This window comes from Psychrobacter sp. PP-21, assembly GCF_033790785.1.
GTDB lineage: Bacteria > Pseudomonadota > Gammaproteobacteria > Pseudomonadales > Moraxellaceae > Psychrobacter.
This window is the reverse complement of the sequence record NZ_JAMYEB010000109.1, coordinates 1-383: the sequence shown is the minus strand read 5'-3', so window position 1 is coordinate 383 and position 383 is coordinate 1. Positions and strand designations below refer to the sequence as shown.

The window sequence follows — 383 nt, the reverse complement described above, 5'->3', positions numbered from 1 at the left end:
TCTTGAGACCGAGACCTAGCGCGATGATTCCGCCTGTAGACGTGCCGGCGATGGTGTCGAAGTAGTCGGCGATCGGTTCGCCACCAGTGATCTCTCGCTCGATCTGAGCAAGAATCGTCGCCGCGTAGATGCCCCGAATGCCGCCGCCATCCAGTGACAATATCTTGAAGGGTTTATCCTTCGGCCACGGCAGTGGCTTGCGCCTCTCCTTCAGCGAGTGGGCTCGCCTGTCGGTAAAGGCTGGCAGCCCGCGCTTCGGCGATGCTCTCGTAACCAACGCCACCTCCTCGCCACTCACCCGTCAGGTGCCAGAGCTCGTAGAACAAGAGCCACTCCGCCGCCCACCACATCGTGGTGTCGGCGAGGAGCAGCCGATTGGACCA

The 383-nt window shown here is 61.9% G+C and carries 1 protein-coding gene; it reads right to left on the bottom strand.

What is annotated here, in order from left to right; genetic code table 11:
• On the bottom strand, positions 1-277 hold a 277-nt coding region (locus tag NJD71_RS13795), incomplete at its 3' end, for a patatin-like phospholipase family protein (RefSeq protein WP_319052462.1).
• Between the last annotated feature and the right edge of the window lie 106 nt (positions 278-383).